The sequence below is a fragment of the Streptomyces sp. NBC_00388 genome, from assembly GCF_036061255.1.
Classification (GTDB): domain Bacteria; phylum Actinomycetota; class Actinomycetes; order Streptomycetales; family Streptomycetaceae; genus Streptomyces.
Genome location: NZ_CP107948.1, coordinates 3,600,001 through 3,620,782, shown reverse-complemented (window position 1 = coordinate 3,620,782; position 20,782 = coordinate 3,600,001). Strand labels below are relative to the sequence as shown.

The window sequence follows — 20,782 nt, the reverse complement described above, 5'->3', positions numbered from 1 at the left end:
ACCTCCCTCACCATGGTACCTAAGTACCTCATGGTGTGAATGGACTCGTGGCGCGTGTAGTACTCCACGCTGATACCGGCCAGCCGGGCGGCAGGGCGAACTCGGCCGGGTCGAGAGCGGCCCGCCGGGCCTTCAGGAACGCGCTGATCTCCGGATCCGCATGCATCGGGCCATCCTCATCGAACAGGGCCGCGGCGGAAACGTCTCCCCGGACGTGCTGGACGCCCTCGCCCGCGGGCTGCGGCTGACCGCGGCCGAGTACGAGTACCTGCGGAACGTGGCGCGCCGGGCGGCGCGTGGCGGGGCGGCCGGGCGGCCGGCCGAGGAAGCACCACAGGTCGTACGGCCGGGCCTGCGGGTCCTGCTCGACGCGATGGACGGCGTCGCGGCCGTCGTCTACGGACGGGCGATGGACGTCCTGGCGTGGAACCGGGCCGGCGGCCGGCTGGGGTGCGACTTCGCGGCCCTGGCCCCTGCGGAGCGCAACCTCGCGCGGCAGATGTTCCTCCGCCCGGACGCGGAGGATGCCCACCCGGAGGTGGCGCAGATCCGCCGTGAGGTCATCGCGGTGCTGCGTGCCGAGGCCGGGCGCACGCCGGACGGCGTGCGGCTGCGCGAGGTGGTCGGCGAACTGCTGGAGCGCAGCCCGGAGTTCGCCGGCCTCTGGCAGGCGCAGGACGTCGAGGAGAAGGGGTACGGCATCAAGCTGGTCAACCATCGGGAGCACGGGCTGCTGAAGCTGCACTTCCAGGCGATGCGGCTGCCGCCTCCGGACGAGGAGCTGACGCTGCTGCTGTACGCGGCCGAGGCCGGATCGCGGTCCCAGGCGGCCCTGCGCGCGCTCTCGGGCGGGGCCGGGCACGAGACCGGGCACGAGGCCGGGTACGACGCCGAGGAAGCCGCCGCAGCTGCCGGGTAGCGCTCCGGACATCGCGGGCCGGCCCATGCCGGCGCCGCGCGTGCCGGTGCGGCCCGTCCCGTGCTCCGCCGTCGTGTGCGGGCTGTGCGGGCTGTGCGGCAGAGGGGCCGTCGGCGTCTGCCGGGGGAAATGGTCCTGAGCACCCCTGGGGATGCCGTAGAGTTGTGTTTACCGACGCGGGGTGGAGCAGCTCGGTAGCTCGCTGGGCTCATAACCCAGAGGTCGCAGGTTCAAATCCTGTCCCCGCTACTCAGGACGAAGGCCCAGCACATCATGTGCTGGGCCTTCGGTCGTTTCCCGGCCCGCCCTCGGCTCGCTCCCCGCCCCCGGGCCTGCCCGGCCGGGATCTCGCGCCCGGCAGCGCCCGGCCGGGCTTCCCCCAGTTGGCGGGCGCCGAATCGCACTCGGCCGTGGTTGCCGCCAGCCTGGTGGTGCGCGGTACCGTCCGCCGCTTTCGGACCGGGCAGGAGGCAGGGGTGGGGCAGGGAGAGGACATGGGCTGGGTGCGCCGATTCGTCCGGGCGCTTCCGGCCGCGCTGATTGTGGGCGGCGTGATCTTCGACCAGTTGACGCCCCGCGGATTCACCGCGGCCCCGTTCTTCTCCGCCGCCCCTGTGATCGCCGCCCCGTTCTACTCGTTCCGGGCCACGCTGGTCACGGGAGTCATCGCGATCCTGGCCATCGCGGGGCTGCACGTCTACGACGACACCTCGGAGCAGGGCTCGGCGATCACCGAGCTGATCACGGTCATCACCGTGTCCGTAGTCGCGCTTCTCATCAACCGGGTGATCCGGCTCAGCGGCGAGGAGCTCGCGTCGGCGCGGGTGGTGGCGGAGACGGCGCAGCGTGCCGTGCTGCCGGTGCCCGCCGAACGGATCGCCGGGCTGCACATCGCGGCACGGTACGAGGCGGCGCAGGCGGGGACCTTCATCGGCGGCGATCTCTTCGCCGTGCAGGACACCCCGTACGGGGTCCGCCTTGTGGTGGGCGACGTGCGGGGTAAGGGGCTGGGCGCCGTCGAGGCCGTGGCCGTGGTGATCGGGGCCTTCCGGGAGGCCGCCGAGCAGGAGGTCACGATCGAGCGGGTCGCGCAGCGGCTGGAGCATGCGCTGACCCGTGAGGGGGTGCGCCGCGAGGGGCTCGACGCCTTCGAGGGCTTCACCACGGCGGCTCTCGCCGAGATCCCGCGCGAGCAGGGAGTGATCCGCCTGCTCAACCGGGGCCACCCCGAGCCGCTGCTGCTGTACGCGGACGGGGGCATCCACGTCCTGGCGCCGACCGATCCCGCGCTGCCGCTGGGGCTGGCCGATCTGGCGGCCTGGCCGGACCGGGCCGACGAGACGGAGTTCCCGCCGGGGGCCACGCTGCTGCTCTACACCGACGGGCTGTCCGAGGCACGGAACGCGGAAGGCACCTTCTACGAACCGAAGGAACGGCTGCGCGGCCGGATCTTTCCGGGGCCCGAAGAGCTGCTGACGGCGGTGACCGACGACGTGCGGCTCCACACGGGCGGGCACACCACGGACGACATGGCGCTCCTCGCGGTGGGCCGCCCGCTCCGGGGGCAGCCGTACCGGCGCAGAACGGTGGAGATCATCCACCGCGACCGGCACAATCCGTAGCCGAAGGGCACCCCTCCGCATAACAGTTGACGCACTTTCAGGAGATGGATGTTTCCCGGCGGCTTCTGAGGGCAGGTCAGGTCGCCCGAATATGCCCCTATATGCGGTGAAAAGCGCAGGCCAGGGCCGTTAACGATCAGTCGGAACAGCTTGGAATCCAGCCCTCGCGTCTATTAACGTTCGATAACGCAGCGCGGTTGTCCCAGTCGTCGCAAGAGGCGGCACCGTGCGCACGCGCCGAATCCCGCAAGGGAACCGGGGAACCACCAATTGGGGTGAATCGGGCTGCTCCGTAAGGGACGCCCGTAGGAGACCTTCCTGCTCCGAACCCGTCAGCTAACCCGGTAGGCGGTAAGGAAGGAAAGGAGTGCGCCTCCGTGGCGTCCAACAACCCTGCCCCCGAAACGCTTTACTTCCCGAACGACGATGCTCTCGGTTTCGGCGGTGAGGACGGCGGTTCGTTCGACGAGTGGAACCCCACCGAGGATTCCCTCCGTCCGGTCCGCGGCAAACACCGGGTCGCCAAGCAGCGTGGCGGTCTCGCCCGCAGCTCGACGGTGCTCGGCGTCGGCGTGATCGCAGCCGTCGGCGCGGGCGGCATGGCCAGCGCCCAGAGCAAGCCGCCGGTCGCCATCTCCCTCCCCGACCTCCCGCAGTCCGTGAAGGACAAGCTGCCCGAGGCCGAATCGCTGCCCGGTGTGGGGACGCTGCTCTCCGACCTCGGCGGCTCGCCGGACCACGGGAGTACGGCGGCGGACGCCACCAACGCGGCGCTCACCACTTCCGCGGCCACCGGCAAGGGCGGTGCGGACGCGGGCGAGGCACTGCGCGCCCGGATACTCCAGCAGGCCGAGCAGCAGCAGGGCGCGGTCGAGGACGAGGCCAAGGCGGCAGCCGAGAAGGCAGCGGCCGAGAAGGCGTCGGCGGAGGCGGCCAGGAAGCAGGACGAGGCAGCGGCCAAGGAGAAGGCGGCCAAGCAGAAGGCCGAGGCGGAGGCCAAGGCGAAGGCCGAGAAGGAGCGGCTCGCCAAGCTGGCGGCGAGCTACTCGCTCCCCGTCTCCTCGTACACCCTCACCTCGCGGTTCAACGACGGCGGTTCGATGTGGTCCTCGGGCCACCACACCGGCCTGGACTTCGCGGCCCCGACGGGCACCCCGATCAAGGCCGTGCACAGCGGCACGGTCAAGTCGGCGGGCTGGGCCGGGGCTTACGGTTACCGCACGGTCCTCACCCTCGACGACGGCACCGAGCTGTGGTTCTGCCACCAGTCCTCCCTCTCCGTCAGCGCCGGCCAGAAGGTCAGCACCGGCGAGGTCATCGGCCGCGTCGGCGCCACCGGCAACGTCACGGGGCCGCATGTGCACCTGGAGGTCCGCCCCGGCGGCGGCGACCCGATCGACCCGATGACCTGGCTCCAGGGCAAGGGCCTCACCCCGTAGGGAGCCGGTACGGGACCGGACGCCGCGCGGCCCGGTCCCGCACACGGTGTCCGGATCCCGGCTGCGCCCGGTACGCGGCCCGCACAGGGGCGCACCCGGTCGGCGTACTCGTGCGGCCCCGCACAGGGGCGTACGGGCAGTTGAACGTACGTCTTCCCCAGCTCCGGCAGTCCTGACGGCACCCCCCCGACGCCAGGACTGCCGGTTCGACGTGTCCGGCGTCCGGCCGTGTCCGCCGTCCCGCCGTGGCCGGTCCCACCCGTCCGGACGGTCCGCCGGAATAGTGCGGAGCCGCCCGGGGGTTGATCACGGTATGACTTCTCTGCGCGCACTCGGCTCATCCGACCTCAAGGTCTTCCCGCTCTCCCTCGGCGGCAACGTCTTCGGCTGGAGCGCCGACGAGGAACAGTCCTTCGCCGTGCTCGACGCCTACACCGCGGCCGGGGGCAACTTCATCGACACCGCGGACACCTACTCGTCGTGGGTGCCCGGCAATGAGGGGGGCGAGTCCGAGACGGTCATCGGCAACTGGGTGGCCGCCCGGGGGAACCGCTCCGACGTGGTGATCGCCACCAAGGTCGGCGCACACCCCCAGTACAAGGGGCTCTCCGCGGCGAACATCAAGGCCGCGGCCGACGCGTCGCTCCAGCGGCTGCGCACCGACCACATCGACCTCTACTACACGCACTTCGACGATGTCTCCGTCCCGGTCGAGGAGATCATCACGGCCCTCGACGACCTGGTGAAGGCCGGCAAGGTACGCGCCATCGCCGCATCCAATCTGAGCGCCGAGCGGCTCGAAGCCTCCCTGGCGTTCTCCGAGGCCGAGGGGCTCGCCAGGTACGTCGCCCTCCAGCCGCACTACAACCTCGTCTCCCGCGACACGTACGAGGGCGAACTCCAGGATGTGGCGGCCCGGCACGGTCTGGCGGCCGTGCCGTACTACTCGCTGGCCAGCGGCTTCCTCACCGGTAAGTACCGGCCCGGGGTGGACGTCGACAGCGTGCGGGCCGAGGGTGCGGCCAAGCACCTCGGGACCGAGCGGGGGCCGAAGGTCCTGGCCGCGCTCGACAAGGTCGCCGCGGCGCACGGGGCCGAGGTCGCGACCGTCGCTCTGGCATGGCTGGCCGCACAGCCGACCGTCGTGGCGCCGATCGCCTCGGCCCGTACGGTCGGGCAGCTGCCCGCGCTGACGGCTGTCGCCGAGCTGAAGCTCACCGGCGCCGAGGTGGCGGAGCTGACCGCGGCCTCCGCCTGAGACCCCGGTGCCCGGTGACAGCCGGGCGCCAGCAGGCCGGCCGTGCCCGGCCGGGCCACCGTCCCGGCCGCGCCCGGCCGGTCAGTGCTGGTACGGGTTGTAGCCGCCGTAGTGCAGATGCGGCGGCGGCACCCGTACCCGCCCGGTCGCCTGCGCCGCGTACAGCAGGGCCGGCCCGGCGATCTCCTTGCGCTGCCAGAGGTGGTGCAGCAGCTCCTGCTCGCGTGCCTCGAAGTCCGGGCCCACCGCACCGCGCTGGGCCCGGTGCCGCAGGAAGGCGAGGGTGGTCGCGAACGCCTCGTACTCGGAGACCGCGCGGGAGGCCGCCCTGGCACGGGACTTGGCATCGGCGTGCGCGGGCGGCCGGTGGTAGGGAGCCTGTCCGTACGGGCCTGAGCCGTTCGGGCCTGAGCCGTACGGGCCGCCCGGCGCTGGGGACCAGGGAGCCGGGTGCGGGCCGAGATGCGGGCTGGTCGCGCCGAATCCTCCGGCGAACGTACGCGCGGCGAAGCTGCGCGCCATGGCCCGCGCCCGCATCGACGAGAGCGCCGGCGGTTCCGCCGGGGAGAGCCAGCCCGCCGCAGCGTACGCGGGCAGTTCGGCCGATATCGTGCGCAGCTCCCGCTGGCGGGTCCAGACCGCCAGCCAGGTGAGCACGCCGAAGACCGGCAGCATGAACGCGCCGTAGACCAGATAGAAGCCGTAGGTGCCGAAGGCCGACGAACTGTTCCACAGGGCGTGCATGCCCATGGCGCAGAGTAGGCCGAGCAGCGGCGGCAGGGTCCTGCGCAGCCGCTGGCGCTCGGCGGCTGCGGCCGCGACGCCGAAGCCGATGCCGGTCAGCACGGTGAACAGCGGATGGGCGAACGGCGAGAGGACCACCCGGACGAAGAAGGTCGCTGCCGTCACGGCCGGAACACCCGTGAAACCGAGGGTCTTGTCCTCACCGAAGGCACTGCCCAGGTACAGGATGTTCTCGGTGAAGGCGAAACCGGTCGCGGTGAAGCCCGCGAAGACCACCCCGTCCACGATGCCGGTGAAGTGGCGCCTCCGGAAGAGGAAGATCAGCATGATCGCCGCTGCCTTCGCGCTCTCCTCGACGATCGGCGCCACCACTCTCGCCCCGAGGTTGTCCGCACTCGTCGGGTCCGCCGTGGCGGTCGCTATCCAGTGCGTGGCGAAGGAGTTGGCGATGATCGCGACGAGGGCGGCGGCGCACGCACCCCAGGCGAAGGCGAAGATCAGGTTGCGCCAGGGGCCCGGATCGACCCGGTCGAGCCAGCGGAAGGCCGCCATGAGCAGCGGCACCGGCAGCACGGCCAGGCCGATGCCGACCAGGAACCCTTCGGTGCCGGTCTGCTCCCGGACCAGCGAGAGGATCAGGAGGCCGCAGATGGCGAGGACGATGATCACGGCGGAGGCGCGCAGCGCCTTGCTCCGCCAGAAGTCCCTGCGCGGGGCGTACCGCCAGTGCGCACGCGGCGGAACGGCGTCGAAGCGCGGCTGCTCCTCGTACACCGGGACCACCGGATGGACCGCCCCGGGCGGCACGCTCGACTCGTACACCTGATTGAGCCTAACGAGCGGTACCGACAACCGCGACGCCGTACTGGGATTCCGTGCCGGGCCCGGCTCGATCCCGCCCGTCGTCGAAGGGTTCCGGAGGACCTGCGGCCCCGGGGATGCGGGGACCGCGGCAGGGTTACCGGTGGTCGCTCGGGCGGTCGTTGCGGCGGAACAGCAGATCGTGCACCGCGTGGCCCTTGTCCAGCCCCTGGCCCTCGAACCGGGTCAGCGGACGGAAGCCGGGCCTCGGCGCGTAGCCGCCGTCCGGCTCGGTGTTCTCGAAGCAGGGGTGTGCGGTGAGCACCTCCAGCATCTGCTCGGCGTACGGGACCCAGTCGGTCGCGCAGTGCAGGACGGCGCCGGGTGCGAGCCGGGCCGCGGCGAGGTCGAGGAACTCGGGCTGGATCAGCCGCCTCTTGTGGTGGCGGCTCTTGGGCCACGGGTCGGGGAAGTACACCCGCAGCCCGGTCAGCGCGTCCGGCTCGATCATCTCGCGGAGGAGGATGATCGCGTCACCGTTGGCCACCCGGATGTTGGACAGTCCGTTCTGCTCCGCGAGACGCAGCAGGTTTCCCTGTCCCGGGGTGTGCACATCGGACGCGAGGATCCCGGTCGCCGGGTCGGCGGCTGCCATCTGCGCGGTGGCCTCGCCCATGCCGAAGCCGATCTCCAGGACCACCGGGAGGCCGTCGAAGAGGGCGGGCAGATCGAGGACCCGCTGCCCGTCGATGTCCAGACCCCAGTGCGGCCACAGCCGCTCCAGGGCGTCGGCCTGGCCGGTCGTGACACGGCTGCGGCGGGGCTGGAAACTGCGGATCCGGCGCTCGTGGTGCGAGCCTGCGGGGTCGGCCGCAGGACCACCGGGGAAGCGCGGCTCGCCCTTGGCGCGGCGGGGCGGCGAGGGCTCTGGCGGGGGGTTCAGGACATCGGACACAGTGCCTCCGATTCTACGGTCCCGCCGGTGGCCCGTGCCCCGCCTCGCTCCTCGTGCCTGTGCCCCCGAGGCCCTCGCTCCTCGTGCCTGTGCCCCCGAGGCCCTCGCTCCTCAGGCCCGTACCCCCACCGTCGCCAGTGCTCTGCGGGCGATCTCGCGGCCGATGGGCAGGGCCGCCGTCGCGGCCGGGGAGGGAGCGTTCAGCACATGGACCGTGCGCGGTGCCTCCCTGATCAGGAAGTCGTCGACCAGCGTGCCGTCCCTGAGCACTGCCTGAGCCCGCACGCCGGCGGGCGACCGGAGCAGATCCCTCTCCTCGACAGCGGGCAGCAGCCGCCGCACCGCGTCGGTGAAGGCACGCTTCGACAGCGAGCGGTGCAGCTCGCCCGCCCCGTACCGCCAGTGGCGGCCCGCTATCCGCCACGTGCCGGGCCAGGCCAGCGTCGTGCCCAGCTCGGTGGGGCGCACGGTGCCCCAGTCGTACCCCTCACGGGCCAGGGCCGGTACGGCGTTCGGCCCGACGTGCACGGTGCCGTCGGTGCCGCGGGTCAGATGGACGCCGAGGAAGGGGAAGGCCGGATCGGGAACCGGGTAGACCAGACCGCGCACCATCCCGGGGCGGGCCACGGTGTAGTACTCCCCGCGGAAGGGCACGATGCGCATGCCCGGGTCGTCGCCCGCGAGCCGGGCGACCCGATCGCAGTGCAGTCCCGCGCAGTTGACCAGTGCCCGGGCCCGTATCACCGCCCCGTCCGACGTGGCGACCGCCACGCCCTCCGGGCGCCGCGCTATGCGGACGGCCTCGGCGCCGCACCGGATCTCCGCCCCCGCGGCCTCGGAGAGCGCTGCGAGGCGTGCGGCCACTGCGCCGTAGTCGGCGATCCCGGTCGTGGCGACGCGGATCGCGGCCAGCCCGCGGATCCCGGGCTCGGCGTCGGCGATCTGGGCAGGTCCCAGCTCGCGCACGGGGATCCCGTTCTCCCGGCCGCGCTGGGCGAGGGCGTGCAGCCGCGGCAGCTCCTCCCGCTCCGTGGCGACGATCAGCTTGCCCGTCACCTCGTACGGCAGGGAGTGCTCCGCGCAGAACTCGGTCATCTCCGCAGCTCCGCGCACCGCGAACCGTGCCTTCAGGGAGCCGGGCCGGTAGTAGATGCCGCTGTGGATGACCCCGCTGTTGCGGCCCGTCTGGTGCCTGGCGGTGCGCTGCTCCTTCTCCAGGACCACGACCCGGGTGCCCGGCGCCGAGCGCGTCAGGGCGTACGCCGTCGACAGGCCGACGATCCCGCCGCCGACGATCAGCACGTCGCAGTCGAAATCACCGCCGTAGCCGCGGCTGCGCCTGCTGCGGGCATCGCTGCCGGCCCGGGCGGCGCCGTACTGAGCGCCGCTGTCGTGAGCACTGCCGCCGGCAGCGCCGCTGTTCCCGAAAGACATCGCACCTCCTCCCACCCCGATAGTGCACTGGCCCACTGACAATGCCCTCAAACCAGGGGGGAGGCCCGTTCTGCGCGGGCGCCACCAGAAGTGGTCCGGCTTCTGCGCGGGCGCCACCAGAAGTGGTCCGGCTTCTGCGCGGGCGCCACCAGAAGTGGCCCGGCTTCTACGCGGGCGCCACCAGAAGTGGTCTGGCCCGCTCGCGTAATTCCACCACTCTCGGCTCGTCGCCGTACGGTTCCAGGCGGTGCAGCAGATCCCGTACGTACTCGGTGGTGCGCGCCGACGAGATCCGTCCCGCGACCTCCACCGCCCGGGTGCCCGCCGCGCACGCCGCGTCGAGATTGCCGGACTCCAGCTCCGCCACCGCGCTCACCACCAGCCGCAGCCCGTGCGAGCGGACGAACTCCTCCGTCGGCTTCGACAGCGCCTGCTCGGTGAAGCGCCGCACCTGACGCGGGGCCTTCAGGTCGTGGTAGCACTCCGCGGCGTCGGCGGCGAAGCGGTCGTACGAGTAGAAGCCGAGCCAGGAGGGATCGGCGTCGCCGTCGCGCGAACGCTCCAGCCAGCCCTCAGCTGCCTTCAGCGCCGCGCCTGCCGCCGCCGAGTCACCGGCGCGCGCGTGCGCCCTTGCCTCGACCAGCCGGAAGAAGCTCATGGTCCTGGCCGTCGCGAGGCCCCTGTTGCGTTCCACGGCCGCCTGGGCGAGGTCCACTCCCTCGTCCCCGAAGCCGCGGTAGACCGCCTGGAGCGACATCGAAGCCAGGACATATCCCCCCAACGGGACGTCCGCGGCGGCGCGCGCCAGCCGCAGCGCCTGGATGTAGTAGCGCTGGGCGGCCTCCTGCTGGCCGGTGTCGAACGCCATCCACCCGGCCAGCCTGGTCAGTTCGGCGGTCGCGCCGAAGAGCCCGCGGCCGACCTCGTCCGAGTACGAACCGAGGAGCAGCGGGGCCGCGTCGACCCGCAGACACTCGGGGACCATCGAGGAACGCCAGTCCCCGCCCCCGTACTTCGAGTCCCAGCGCCTGGCGTCCTCGGCTGCCTCACGCAGCTTGGTCACATCGCTGTGGCCGACGCGCAGCACCGCCGGGTCCGCCAGCTCCTCGGCTCCCCGTTCCACCGAGGAGTCGGCGGGGGTTATCAGCCATCGCGAAGCGGGCGTCGCATATGCCGTGACCGCGAACGACCCGGCGAGGGACTGCCATATCCCGCCACTTCCGGCCCGGCGGCCCGCGAGGTCCAACCGGTACAGATCGGTCGCCGACACCACGGCGGAGCTGACGTCGCGGTGGAAGGCGAGTCCGACCTCGGGAGCCGGATCCGCGTCCGCGAGTCCTATCTCGTGCAGCGGTACGGGCCGGCCCAGCTTGGCGCCGATCGCCGCCGCGATCAGATGGGGCGCGGCGCCCTGCGGCACCATGCCCTTGGACACCCACCTGGCCACGGAGGTCTTGTCGTACCGAAGCGTCAGGCCGCGCTGGGCGCCGAGGTCGTTGACCCGTCGCGCCAGTCCGGCGTTGCTGATTCCCGCGAGGGCGAGAACGGTGCCGAGTTTGTCGTTCGGCCCGCGTAGCTCCCTGGACATGCGCCACCCCTCGACACACAGACGGCCGCCGCGTCGCGGCATAGGCGCGCGGCATTCGTAAACCCAGCGTAGTTCGCCGCATCCCTACCGTTAAGGGGTGATGTTCCGGATGGCGGGATTGTTGCCCGCCCGGAGCGCTCTCCGCCCGCGGCCCGTGCTCCCGTTGTGTGGCTGTGCGCCCGGCCGTGCGCTCTGGCCCGGCCGCCGGTGAAGGTCTTCCATGTGGAGTGCGTGGGTCGGCCCGCTGCACAGGATCCAGTGGGCTGGGGGATGCGGCCGCCTCAATCCCCGCGGGCGGCCGGCCGGTCCGGGAGGCGCGCGGCGCCTCCCGGACCGAAGCACCGTACGGCCCCGCGATCACCCTTCCCGCACAGATGTCACTCCGCCAGAATGGCCGGATGACGACCCTTGCCGTGCAAGGCCGAATGGCCTTTGCCGGGGGCGCATTCGTATATGGGTGCGCGCTTCCATACCCCCTCTGGTACGCCGTTGTCATGGCAGCATGGTCCTGAACGCCCCGGGCGTTCAGTTGTCCACAGCCTGTGGAGGTGTCGATGCGGTGGTTGGTGGGGTGGAGCAGCACCGCCGCGAGCTTCGGCACGGCCGGTTCGGTGGGCGGGCCGGACGAGGGCCGGACGGTCCACCCCGTCGGTTCCCAACTGCTGTGGGGCGACCCCGACCCCCTCTGGGCGGTGGGTGACTGGCGCCCCGACGAGGTGCGCGTCATCTCCGTCGACCCCTTCACCCGCCTCGCGGTACTGGGCTGTTGCGCCGCGACGGACGAGGAGCTGCGGGTCGGCCTGTTCGCCGCGCGCGGGGGAGCCCTGCGCCATCTCACCGCCTGGGCGGGCAGCTACACGGTCGTCGTGCAGTCCGGGCGCCGCGTCACCGTCATCGGCGACCTGGCCGGTGCGCGCCCTGTCTTCCACACCCCCTGGGCCAACGGCACCGCGTACGCCACCGCGGCCCTCCCGCTCGCCGACCTCATCGAAGCCCAGCTGGACATCGGCCACTTGGCGGCGCTGCTCGCCTGCCCCGACGTCCCCGAAGCGCTGCGCGACTCGACGCCCTACGCCGGGGTGCGGCGCATCCCGCCCGGCCACGCGCTCATCCTGCGGGAGGGGTCCCGGGAGATCACCGGGTACGAGCAGGTGGCCTCGCTCGCCGTGGCCGCCGCCCAAGTCGACCCCGACCGGGCCGTGGACGGTGTACGGGACGCGCTCGTCGAAGCCGTACGCGCCCGGCTGACCGCGCCGCGGCACGCCCCCGGGACACTGCCGCCCGACCCCGGGCCGGTCCCCGGCATGGGCCCGGCCGAACGGCGTGCGGCCCGCGGCGCCCCGGCGCCCGCTCCCGGCATCGGCGCCGACCTCTCCGGAGGCAGCGCCTCCGCCACTCTCACGCTGCTCGCCGCCGGACTTCCCGGGGTGCCAGGCACGATCCTCGGCCATGGCACGGGTGCGGGGGAGCGCCTGCTCGCCGTCACCTTCAACGACCTCTCCGCGCGGGGCCACGGACCCGAACTGGAACGGGCCGGCGCCATCGCGGCCAACCCGCGGCTGCATCACGTGGTGGTCGCCGGCGGCGAGGAGGCCCTGCCCTACGCCGACCTGGAGTCGGGGCCGCTGACCGACGAACCGGGCCCCTCACTGATCGCCTCGGAGCGCCACCGTCTGCGGCTCACATCGGGCAGCGCGGACCACCTGGTGGGCGACGGCGCACGCCAGGTGCTCGACGCCCACCCCGCGCGCCTGGCCGACCTTTTGATGGACCGCCGCAGACGCCATCTGGTCAAACCCGTCGCGGCGCTGGCCAAGGCGGACGGCTCGGTCCTCATCCCCTTCACCGTCTACCGCGCCGCGCGGCGACTCGCCCGTACCCCGTACCGCGCGGGCATCGAAGCGGCGGCCGTGCTGCTGCGCGACCGCGACGTCCAGCACGCCGCCGAAGGCTCCACGCTGGACGCCTCGCTGGCTGCCCTGACCTGGTCACGGCCGGGGCCCGCGGCCCGCTGGCTGACCGGTGAGGCGCTCGCCGAAGTCTCCGTACGCCTCCAGGAGTCGGCGCTGCGCCCCACCTCGGTGCAGCGCCCCGGCGAGGCCCGCGCCCGCGCCGCGCTCGCCCGGTACGCATCGGACCACCGGGTCTTCGAACAGGCGGCGGAGGTACGGAGCCAGCGGCTGCACGCACCGTTCCTCGACAACCAGGTGGTACGGGCGGCCCGGCTGCTCCCCGAATCACTGCGGGTCCAGCCCGGCGCACGGGCCGAGATCCTCCGTACGGTCCTTGCGGGGGCCGGCATCCACGAGCTGCCCGCCGGCTGGGGCGCCCCTTCGCACTCCACCGCGAAGGCCGCTTTCCACCGGGGGCTGCGCGCCTCGCTGCCCTCGCTGATCGCGCTGTTCGACGCACCGCTGCTCGCCGACGCCGGACTGATCGAGGCGCGGGTGGTCCGCAAGGCGCTGCGCGCAGCCGCGGAGGGGGAGCGGCTCCCGCTCGACGGGCTCGCCGACCTGATCTCCACGGAGCTGTGGCTGCGCAGGCTGCTGTCCCGGCGCGGCAGCTGCTGGACCGGGACAGCGGCACCGAAGCAGCGGGCGGTGGCGGGCGGCGTCGTACCCCGGCGGAGCCTCTAGACCCGGCCCGGGGCCGTGCCCCGGCGGAGCGCCTGGGCCGACGGGCCCGGATCGGTCGCTCCGTTCCGCCGCTGTGCGGTCACCGGCAGCTGATCCGGGACTGTGCCCAGTCGGCCACCGCGACCGAGCCGAAGGGGCCGCTGCGCTCGACCACCAGGCGGAGGGTCCGGTGCCCCGCGATCCCGACTTGCACGGGCACGGCAGGGTCCCCGCCGTGCACCACGGGCGAGCTCCACAGCCGGGACGAGTCCCCGTACACCGAGAAGCGCACCGCACCGAGCCCGAGTGACATGTCGTCCACCCCGGCCAGCGCCTGGTAGGTGGAGCACCGCCGGTTGAGCTCGATGGTCACGCTGGAGGGGGCGTGCACGCTGATGCCCCGGTCGTACTGCGTCCCGTCGACCGCCATCCGGTGGCGCTGCCACACCGGCCCGCTGTCCTTGAGGCTGAGCTCGGGCACGGTGTGGTCGCCGAGAAGCGAGTACGCCAGGGCGGCGACCTGGTAGACGGCGGGCACCGGAGGGGGCGGTGGCTTCGGGGTCGGGGTCGGGGCCGGCTTCGGCGGGGGAGTGGGTTTCGGCGTCGGCGCGGGGGCCGGCGGCGGGGCGGGCGCCGGCGGTTTCGGTGTGGTCCTCGGGGGTTTCGGCGTGGGCGTGGGCTTCGCGGCCGGCTTGGGCGCGGGGGCGGGGGGAGCGGGCGGCTTCGGGTGCGGGCGCGGTGGTGTGGGCCCGGGCGGTACGGCGGGGTGCGTGACGGGGGGCGCGGCGTGCGGCTCCGGTGCGGGGGCGTCGCTGCCCGACAGGGCGAACGCCAGACCGGCGGCCGCCGCGACGACGACGCCGGCGGCGATACCGGCCTTGGCGGGGAGGCCGAGACCTTCGGAGGCTGCGGCCCCACCGCCGGCCGAACCGCCGCCCGACGCTGCGGCAGCGCCTGCCCCTGCGGCCCCGGCAGCGCCGCCCGCGACGAGCCCGGCGGCCTTGAGGGCGGTGCCACCGGCGAACCAGCCGATGACCGCGACAGGCACGAGCGCCGGAATCCCGGAGTTGACGTCCTTGAGCTCACCCGCGGCGAGGCGGCACTTGGCGCACTCCTCCAGATGTTTCCGCAGCCCCCGCTCGGCCCGCATCCGCAGCCCGCCGCGGGCGTACGCGCCGAGCCGGTCGGCGTACTGCGCGCAGTCGCCGCCCGCGGTGAGCGTCTGGCTCACATGGGCCTGCAGGTAGGCCTGCTTGAGCCCTTCACGGGCCCGGCTGGCCAGGACCGCGGTGGCATTGGCCGTCAGCCCGAACAGCGGGGCGACGTCGCTCGGGGACTCCTCCTCCACGGTCGTGTGCCACAGGACCGCCTGCCAGCGCTCGGGCAGTGACCGGAATGCCTCCATGGCCAGCGACTTCTCGGCGATCTGCATGGCCCGGACGTCGGCGCCCAGGTCGAGCGTGTCCTGGTCGGACATCTCCGGGGACGACGACCTGGCCGCCTGGTCGGCGAAGAGGGCGAAGTCCTCGACGAGTTGCTCCCGTTTCGCGGTCTTCGTCCAGGCCGCGGCGACCCGGCGCACCGTGGTCAGCAGATACGCCCGCACCGCCTGCTCGGGCCCCGCCCCGCCCCGCACCGCCTGCAGCGTGCGCGCGAACACCTCGGCCGTCAGGTCATCGGCGGTGTGCGCGTCGCGGCAACAGGTACGGGCATAGCGGCGCACCGCGTCGGAGTGCCTGCGGAACAGCTCCTCGTAGGCACTGTCGGTGTCGTCGGCGCCCTCCCGCATCTGCGCGATCAGCTCGGCGTCCGACGGCGGCAGGTCCAGCGAGCGCGGCGGCGGAAGAACACCGCTGCCGCCGTCACGCTGCTGGGGCACGCTGGCCGACCACTCGCCGCCCGCAGCCCCGCCCTGCCCGGAGTCCCGGACGGGAGGCCGGCCCGGCACCTGCCCGGGGGACTGCTGCCCGGGGGACTGCTGCCCCGGGCCCCGGCCCGGCAGCCGCTGCGCTCCGCCGGCCTCGCCGAGTGGCTCGTCCCGCCCGTCAACGCTCATCGCGGAAAGCCCCCGTACACACCCTCGGACCCGAACACCGGCCAAGACTGACACAGAGCGGGCCACAGCCGGCCGCGTGCGACCAGCAACCACTCGTCCGGGGAGTTTTCCCGGAACGGAGCACTAACCCTCACCCTTTAGGGGAAGGATCAACTACTTGTCCCGGGTGGCCCGATGAGCGCCGCCGAGCCCCGCCCGGCGGAGCGAGGGGTGCCGCCGGGAGAGCTGCCGACAGGCGGTCCCTGCCCGGCGAGCCCTCCACCGGCCCCGTCACGTCACGCGGGACGCGAGCGCAGCCCCTCCAGCAGGATGTCGAGCAGCCGTGAGGACGCGGCCGCCTGCTGCACCGAGTCGGGCAGAGTCGGGGCAGCCGTGGCTATCACCAGCAGTACGTCCGCCACGGTGACGTCCGTCCGCAACTCACCCGCCGTGTGCGCCCGGTCGACCAGCCGGCCCACCACCTCCAGCAGCTCCACGGCCCCCGTGCGGTCGTCCGGGAGGCCGGGCACCGCACCGGCCTCCGGAGTCTCGTCGCCGGCGCGGGGCGCCGACCGCTGCTGAGGCACCCGCGTCTCCTCGGGGGAGCCGCCAGGCTCACCGAGCAGTGCGTCCCCGCCGAGCAGGCCGTCGCCGGCCCCGGTCGCCTCGGACACCCCGACACGCAGCACCTGGGGCGGCAGCAGCCGGCCTGCCCCCGAAGCCACCGACGTACGCAGGAAGCGCGAGAGCGCGGACCACGGTTCGTCCTCCTGCCCGAGCGCCGTGCGTGCCTGCTCCGTCAGTCGGGAGGTCTCCTCCTCGGCTATCCGGCTGACCAGCACGTCCTTGCTCGGGAAGCGGCGGTACACCGTGCCGACGCCGACGCGCGCCCGGCGCGCCACATCCTCCATCGGCGCCCCGTACCCGAGCTCGCCGAACACCTCGCGGGCGGCCCGCAGTACATGTTCGAGATTGCGCTGTGCGTCCACGCGGAGGGGCGCCGAGCGCGTGACCGTGCCCGCACCCGCCCGTCCGCTGTTCTCGGCCGGAGCAGCGGCCTGCCAATGAGCGTCCTGAATGTGCATATGCGATCCCCCGGTAATGATGTCTCCCCCCGGAGACTCCCCGCCTGGCCCCGCCGGGGACCCAGACCCGACACCCCGGCGAACTACGAACATAGTTGAGCAAGGGGCGATTCAGAAGGGGGTAGTTCCGCACGGAGCGCCCCCCGATCGGAGTATGAGCCTGGACTCTCCCTATTCCACCCCGGTGCCGGCCGGCCGTCCTCAGCGCTGACCTGCGGACCTTCGCTTCACGTGGGGGAACGCCCCGCTACGGCGCACCGGTGATCTCCGGTCACACAATTTGTCGGGCCTGTGGACAAAGTCGATCGCCCGTTGCCTCATGGGACAGTGACTGTTCCCCTCTCCCACGAGACGAACGCCGGGCCGGACCAGGGGCCCAGGGCCGGCACGCGCATCCTCGTCGTCGGCGGCGGCTACGTCGGGCTGTACACGGCGCTGCGTCTCCAGCGGAAGCTGAAGGGCGGCGAAGCAGAGATCACCGTGGTCACTCCCGACCCCTATATGACGTATCAGCCGTTCCTCCCGGAGGCCGCCGCCGGGTCGATCTCGCCGCGCCATGTCGTCGTCCCGCTCAGACGGCTCCTCGACAAGTGCCGGATCGTCATCGGTGAGGCCACTGCCATCAACCACGCCGAGCGGACCGCGACCGTCACCACGCTCGCCGGCCCCGAGGACGGCAGCGGCGCGACCCGGATCACCTACGACGAGCTCGTACTGGCCCCCGGCTCCGTGTCCAGGACCCTGCCCATCCCGGGGCTCGCCGAGTACGGCATCGGCTTCAAGAGCATCGAAGAGGCCATCGGCCTGCGCAACCACGTCATCGAGCAGATGGACATCGCCTCGTCGACCCGCGACCCCGCGGTCCGCGACGCCGCGCTCACCTTCGTGTTCGTCGGCGGCGGCTACGCGGGGGTCGAGGCCCTCGCCGAACTGGAGGACATGGCGCGCTACGCGTCCCGCTACTACCACAACGTCGAACGCGACGACATGAGCTGGATCCTGGTGGAGGCCGCCGACCGCATCCTCCCCGAAGTCGGCGACGAGATGGGCCAGTACGCGATCCGCGAGCTCCGCAACCGCAACATCGACGTACGCCTGGAAACCCGGCTGGACAGCTGCGACCAACGGGTCGCCGTGCTGAGCGACGGGGCACGCTTCCCCAACCGGACCCTCGTCTGGACCGCGGGCGTCAAACCGAACCCGGTTCTCGCCGCCAGCGACCTCCCGCTCGACGACCGCGGCCGGCTGCGCTGCACGGCGCAACTCGCAGTCGAAGGGACCCCGCACGCCTGGGCGGCGGGTGACGCCGCAGCCGTCCCGGATCTGACGGCGGACGAGCCCGGCAGACTGACCGCGCCCAACGCACAGCACGCCGTCCGGCAGGCCAAAGTCCTCGCCGGGAACATCGTGGCGTCCCTGCACGGCAGGCCGCTCAGCAACTACGAGCACGCGTACGCGGGGTCCGTCGCCTCACTCGGTCTGCACAAGGGTGTCGCGCACATCTACGGGCGCAAGGTGAAGGGCTACCCTGCCTGGTTCATGCACCGCGCGTACCACCTCAGCCGCATACCCACCTTCAACCGGAAGGCCAAGGTTCTCGCCGAGTGGACGCTCGCCGGACTCTTCAAACGCGAGATCGTCTCGCTCGGTTCGCTGGAACATCCGCGGGCCGAATTCGAATGGGCCGCCGGCGGCGACCGCCCGCAGCGGGACTGACGCCGAGAGTGCCGCCGGTCACACTGGACGTGTGACCATAGGTGGGCTCAGACCCGCACAGAACCCCCCGTACGACCCGGATCCCCGGCCGGGTGAGCAGCAGGTCCCAGACGTCCCGCCACGACAAACGAGGCTTGAAAAGCAGTGAACTTCACGCGCTGGAGCGCCCGGCTCCCCGGAACACAGCGCCGCGCCGCCGCGCGGACCGACCTCAGTTCCGTGCCAGCAGCCCGCGGTGAGTCCTCCCAGCCCCCGGGCCCGGAAGCCGAGTTGGCCGCTGACCCCGCGCACTCCGCCGCGCTGGACGAGCTCTCCGTCCGGGAAATCCTCGGCAGCCTGCCCGCCCTGGTCGCCCTCGTGTACGGGACCGAGCACCGCCTCGCGTACGTCAACGACGCCTGGACGGCGGCGTTCGGCCCTCGCGCCACCGGCGCCTGCGCCGCCGACGCGATGCCCGAACTGGCCGAGCTGGGGCTCCTGCCTCTGATGGATCAGGTGCTGCGCAGCGGGACCCCCCGTACCGTGAAGTCCCGTCGCGTGCAGGCAGGTCCGGGCGCAGGTTCGTACACCGTGACCTGCACTCCGGTCGCGAACCTGCCGGAGGACGGCGGGGTTCTCGTCTTCGCCGCCGATGTCACCGACCACGCCGAGGCAGCCGAGCGGCTGCGGACCAGCGAGCGCAGACAGCGCGAGACGGCCGTCACCCTCCAGCGTTCGCTGCTCCCCCAGGAGCTGGAGCAGCCCGACGATCTGCGGATCGCGGCCACCTACCAGCCGGGCGGCACGGACGCGGCCGTGGGCGGTGACTGGTACGACGTGATCACCCTCGGCGCCGGACGCACCGCCCTGGTCATCGGCGACGTCATGGGCCGCGGGGTCCGGGCCGCCGCGGTCATGGGCCAGCTCCGCACGGCCGTCCGGGCCTACGCACGGCTCGACCTCCCCCCGCACGAGATCCTCCAGCTGCTGGACGGTCTCGCCTCCGAGATCGACCCCAACCAGATCGCCACCTGCCTGTACGCGGTTCACGACCCCAACGAGGGCCGTCTGGTCTACGCGTCGGCGGGCCACCTGCCGGTACTGGTCAGGGACGAGGACGGCACGGTACGCCGCGCCGCCGACCCGACCGGCCCCCCGCTCGGCACGGGCGGCTGGCAGCACACGTCGGACTCGATCGCCCTGCCGCCCGGCTCCGCTGCCGTGCTCTATACCGACGGCCTGGTGGAGCGCCGGGGCGAGGACATCGACGAGGGGGTGGCCGCTCTGGAACGCGCGCTCTCCGGTGCCTCAGGCTCGCCGCAGGTCGTCTGCGACCGGCTGATCCGCTCGCTGGGAGTCACGGCCGAGCACGACGACGATGTCGCGGTCCTGGTCGTCCAGCACCCGGCACGTACGGGTCCGGCCGCCGAGCTGTTCCACAATGCGGCACTGGACCTGCTGGGCGGGGTGGAGGCCGCCCCACGGGCGCGGGCCTTCGCCTCGGGCGTGCTGACGTCCTGGAGGTTTCACGTGGAACTTCACGACGTGGGGGTCCTGGCCGCCAGCGAACTCGTCGCCAACTCGCTCCAGCACGGCACCCCGCCGATGCGATTGCGGCTGCGCAGGACCGACCGCAGGCTGATCATCGAGGTGACGGACGGCGACGACCATCTCCCCCGCCGCCGTCGTGCGGAACCGGCGGACGAGGCGGGCCGCGGCATCTCGATCATCGCGACGATCGCCTCGTCCTGGGGCTCCCGCCGCACACCGGGCGGCGGGAAGGCCGTCTGGTGCGAGTTCGCCCTCCCCGAGAACACGACGGACCGGCCGGCTCCGCTCTCTTAGCCCTAGCTGTCAGTGCGGCGCAGCCGCGGGCTCCGGCAGGTGCGTCGCCACGACCCGCGAGGTGTGTCCGAGTGACGGATTGTCCTGTACGGGGGTGAGCTGACGCCCCAGCCGCAGCGCCAGCGTGGTGATCCCGAGGGAGAACACCACGAAGGTCGCGATGTAGAGCACCGCTGTCGAGGCCCCCAGCGGCCCGCCGACCGCAGGTCCGATCGCCAGCGCCAGCTGTTTGACCAGTGCGAAGGCCGAGTTGTACTGGCCGACCATCGACTCGGGCGCCAGATCGGCGACCAGCGGTGCGACGGTCGGGGACAGCATGGACTCACCCAGCCCGAACAACGCGTACGTGGAGATGAACGCGGCCGTCGCCATGGCCTGGCTGCCGTGCCCCAGCCCGGCGTACCCCGCGATGACCCAGGCCAAGGCCCAGATGAGCCCCACACCGGCGATCACACGCGAGCGCCGCCGCTTCTCCACGACCTTGAGCACCACGAACTGCGCGACGACAATCACGGCGGTGTTCGCGGCCAGAGCGATTCCGAGCGTCGACGGCTGAATTCCGGCCGCTTCGGTCCCGTAAGCGGCAAGCCCGGACTCAAATTGCCCATAACAAGCGAAGAAGACAACAAAGCCGAGCACGCAGAGCTGCACCATGGCGCGGTGCCGCAGCAGCGCGCGGACTCCGCCGCCCCTGGGCTGCGGAGCGAGCTCCAGCCCCGGAGCACGCGGCAGCCGGACGGAGGCCGC

At 72.7% G+C, this 20,782-nt stretch carries 14 protein-coding genes, 1 tRNA gene and 1 riboswitch (1 of these 16 cut by a window edge); of the genes, 8 read left to right on the top strand and 7 right to left on the bottom strand.

Annotated elements, in window-relative coordinates; genetic code table 11:
* Window positions 1-160: 160 nt before the first annotated feature.
* The 5 genes from OG917_RS16350 to OG917_RS16330 all read left to right on the top strand — a co-directional run bounded on the left by OG917_RS16350 (window position 161) and on the right by OG917_RS16330 (window position 5,238).
* Window positions 161-919: an MmyB family transcriptional regulator gene (locus tag OG917_RS16350; RefSeq protein WP_328318335.1), complete on the top strand. Its 759-nt coding sequence runs from the start codon at window positions 161-163 to the stop codon at window positions 917-919.
* A 175-nt stretch (window positions 920-1,094) separates the two neighbouring features.
* A tRNA-Met gene (locus tag OG917_RS16345) sits at window positions 1,095-1,168 on the top strand.
* A gap of 227 nt (window positions 1,169-1,395) precedes the next feature.
* Window positions 1,396-2,541, top strand: coding sequence for a PP2C family protein-serine/threonine phosphatase (locus OG917_RS16340; RefSeq protein ID WP_328318334.1), 1,146 nt, complete (start codon window positions 1,396-1,398; stop codon window positions 2,539-2,541).
* Window positions 2,542-2,766: 225 nt separating this feature from the next.
* Window positions 2,767-2,907: riboswitch (cyclic di-AMP (ydaO/yuaA leader) on the top strand.
* Between the two features lie 11 nt (window positions 2,908-2,918).
* A complete protein-coding gene (locus OG917_RS16335; protein WP_328318333.1) occupies window positions 2,919-3,980 on the top strand; it encodes a M23 family metallopeptidase in 1,062 nt (353 codons plus the stop codon).
* Between the two features lie 313 nt (window positions 3,981-4,293).
* A complete protein-coding gene (locus tag OG917_RS16330; RefSeq protein ID WP_328318332.1) occupies window positions 4,294-5,238 on the top strand; it encodes an aldo/keto reductase in 945 nt (314 codons plus the stop codon).
* 81 nt (window positions 5,239-5,319) lie between these two features.
* On the opposite strand, the gene OG917_RS16325 is transcribed toward OG917_RS16330, so the two are convergent.
* The 4 genes from OG917_RS16325 to OG917_RS16310 form a co-directional block, all read right to left on the bottom strand.
* Entirely contained in the window at window positions 5,320-6,804 is a 1,485-nt protein-coding gene (locus tag OG917_RS16325; RefSeq protein ID WP_443058973.1) for a PrsW family intramembrane metalloprotease, read from the bottom strand.
* Window positions 6,805-6,940: 136 nt separating this feature from the next.
* Complete coding sequence (gene trmB / locus OG917_RS16320; RefSeq protein ID WP_328318331.1) at window positions 6,941-7,738, bottom strand: tRNA (guanosine(46)-N7)-methyltransferase TrmB; 798 nt, start codon at window positions 7,736-7,738, stop codon at window positions 6,941-6,943.
* Between the two features lie 111 nt (window positions 7,739-7,849).
* Entirely contained in the window at window positions 7,850-9,172 is a 1,323-nt protein-coding gene (lhgO, locus tag OG917_RS16315; protein WP_328318330.1) for an L-2-hydroxyglutarate oxidase, read from the bottom strand.
* Window positions 9,173-9,338: 166 nt separating this feature from the next.
* Entirely contained in the window at window positions 9,339-10,760 is a 1,422-nt protein-coding gene (locus tag OG917_RS16310; RefSeq protein WP_328318329.1) for an MFS transporter, read from the bottom strand.
* Window positions 10,761-11,314: 554 nt separating this feature from the next.
* Here OG917_RS16310 and OG917_RS16305 point away from each other — a divergent pair.
* A complete protein-coding gene (locus tag OG917_RS16305) occupies window positions 11,315-13,396 on the top strand; it encodes an asparagine synthase-related protein (protein ID WP_328318328.1) in 2,082 nt (693 codons plus the stop codon).
* A gap of 79 nt (window positions 13,397-13,475) precedes the next feature.
* Here OG917_RS16305 and OG917_RS16300 read toward each other — a convergent pair whose 3' ends face one another.
* Window positions 13,476-15,431, bottom strand: coding sequence for a sigma-70 family RNA polymerase sigma factor (locus OG917_RS16300; protein WP_328318327.1), 1,956 nt, complete (start codon window positions 15,429-15,431; stop codon window positions 13,476-13,478).
* Window positions 15,432-15,706: 275 nt separating this feature from the next.
* The gene (locus tag OG917_RS16295; RefSeq protein ID WP_328318326.1) at window positions 15,707-16,495 is read right to left on the bottom strand and encodes a TetR/AcrR family transcriptional regulator; all 789 of its coding nucleotides are present in this window, start codon (window positions 16,493-16,495) and stop codon (window positions 15,707-15,709) included.
* A 393-nt stretch (window positions 16,496-16,888) separates the two neighbouring features.
* Here OG917_RS16295 and OG917_RS16290 point away from each other — a divergent pair, with 393 nt between their 5' ends.
* Both OG917_RS16290 and OG917_RS16285 read left to right on the top strand, forming a co-directional pair.
* Entirely contained in the window at window positions 16,889-18,211 is a 1,323-nt protein-coding gene (locus tag OG917_RS16290) for an NAD(P)/FAD-dependent oxidoreductase (RefSeq protein WP_328321944.1), read from the top strand.
* Window positions 18,212-18,355: 144 nt separating this feature from the next.
* On the top strand, window positions 18,356-20,035 hold the full coding sequence (locus OG917_RS16285; protein ID WP_328318325.1) for an ATP-binding SpoIIE family protein phosphatase: 1,680 nt from the start codon (window positions 18,356-18,358) through the stop codon (window positions 20,033-20,035).
* Between the two features lie 9 nt (window positions 20,036-20,044).
* Here the strand turns inward: OG917_RS16285 and OG917_RS16280 are convergent, their stop codons facing one another.
* Window positions 20,045-20,782, bottom strand: partial view of an MFS transporter gene (locus OG917_RS16280; protein WP_328321942.1) — the 3' portion only. Its footprint extends 531 nt past the window's final position; only the last 738 of its 1,269 coding nucleotides appear in the window; the start codon falls outside the window, past its right edge — the gene reads right to left on this strand; it ends in the stop codon at window positions 20,045-20,047.

Excerpts from the sequence above, each read along its gene's own strand:
- OG917_RS16350 (WP_328318335.1), top strand. The coding sequence starts at position 161 with ATGCATCGGGCCATCCTCATCGAACAGGGCCGCGGCGGAAACGTCTCC.
- OG917_RS16330 (WP_328318332.1), top strand. The coding sequence starts at position 4,294 with ATGACTTCTCTGCGCGCACTCGGCTCATCCGACCTCAAGGTCTTCCCG.
- lhgO (WP_328318330.1), bottom strand. The coding sequence starts at position 9,172 with ATGTCTTTCGGGAACAGCGGCGCTGCCGGCGGCAGTGCTCACGACAGC.
- OG917_RS16310 (WP_328318329.1), bottom strand. The coding sequence starts at position 10,760 with ATGTCCAGGGAGCTACGCGGGCCGAACGACAAACTCGGCACCGTTCTC.
- OG917_RS16305 (WP_328318328.1), top strand. The coding sequence starts at position 11,315 with ATGCGGTGGTTGGTGGGGTGGAGCAGCACCGCCGCGAGCTTCGGCACG.
- OG917_RS16300 (WP_328318327.1), bottom strand. The coding sequence starts at position 15,431 with ATGAGCGTTGACGGGCGGGACGAGCCACTCGGCGAGGCCGGCGGAGCG.
- OG917_RS16295 (WP_328318326.1), bottom strand. The coding sequence starts at position 16,495 with ATGCACATTCAGGACGCTCATTGGCAGGCCGCTGCTCCGGCCGAGAAC.